Annotated in this window: 2 protein-coding genes; one reads left to right on the top strand and one right to left on the bottom strand. The window is 46.0% G+C overall.

Annotated elements, in window-relative coordinates; all coding sequences use genetic code 11:
- Positions 1–112 precede the first annotated feature (112 nt).
- Complete coding sequence (locus tag AC5590_RS03855; RefSeq protein WP_169269027.1) at positions 113–430, top strand: DUF5615 family PIN-like protein; 318 nt, start codon at positions 113–115, stop codon at positions 428–430.
- Positions 431–452: 22 nt separating this feature from the next.
- On the opposite strand, the gene AC5590_RS03850 is transcribed toward AC5590_RS03855, so the two are convergent.
- Positions 453–828, bottom strand: a 376-nt coding sequence (locus AC5590_RS03850; RefSeq protein WP_498822854.1) for a DUF8807 domain-containing protein, incomplete at its 5' end; no start/stop codon positions are given.

The following is an 828-nucleotide window of genomic DNA, read 5'->3' as shown; positions in this document are numbered from 1 at the left end:
CTCGAAGGTGGTCACAACATTGATGATTTTCTGGAAGATTTTCCCACCGTTAGCAGGGAGCAAGCTAACGCCTTCCTTAAGCAAGCCTTTAAGTTATTGGTAACTCAAGTCTATGCGAGTGCTGCTTGATGAGTGCTTACCTAAAAAGCTCAAGCGTGAGCTACCAGGTTATACGGTGATTACAGTGCCGCAGCAAGGTTGGGCAGGGAAGAAGAATGGGGTATTGCTAAGGTTAGCGCAAACCGAGTTTGATGTCTTTGTGACTATTGACCAAAATCTGACCAGTCAGCAAAATCTGAGTCAGATTAACCTAGCTATAATTGTACTCATTGCCAAAGACAATCAGATCGAAACCCTTCAGCCTCTGATGCCGAAGGTTTTGGAAGCCCTAAAAATCATTAAGACAGGTCAGATTATTGAGATTAGCTAGGCTAAAAGGTCATTTATGTTGCTTAAAACAACTCTCCTTGCACTGGTTCTGGTTTGATTTCTGCGGCAAGGCGCGAAATTTCTGCCCAAGAAATAACTAGGCTGTTGTAAGCAATGGCTTCTTGTGTCCAGCTTTTTCTGTCGCAGATGTTGTACAAGCGATAAGCCAAGTCTCGTGCTATTTCGCCACAACTACCTAACTGGGATAACATGATAGCAGTCCCAGTTTCTCCTTTTTGATCGAGGGTGCGGATGAGGTATTGGGTAGCTTCCCAATCAGAGGTGCGGGTGTCGGTGGCTGGGTTCCAGTTATCAGATAATTCGTCACGGCGCAACAGTCGCACTTTGCCGCTTTTGGCTGTGAGTATACCGCCGTTGACCAGTCCTTGCACACTGGTG

This window comes from Brasilonema octagenarum UFV-OR1 (assembly GCF_963888615.1).
Classification (GTDB): domain Bacteria; phylum Cyanobacteriota; class Cyanobacteriia; order Cyanobacteriales; family Nostocaceae; genus Brasilonema; species Brasilonema sennae.
The sequence above is the reverse complement of the archived record's forward strand: the minus strand, read 5'-3'. Positions and strand labels throughout refer to the sequence as shown.

Bases quoted from the DNA above. Each gene is read 5' to 3' on its own strand.
- AC5590_RS03855 (WP_169269027.1), top strand. From the start codon at position 113: ATGCGAGTGCTGCTTGATGAGTGCTTACCTAAAAAGCTCAAGCGTGAG.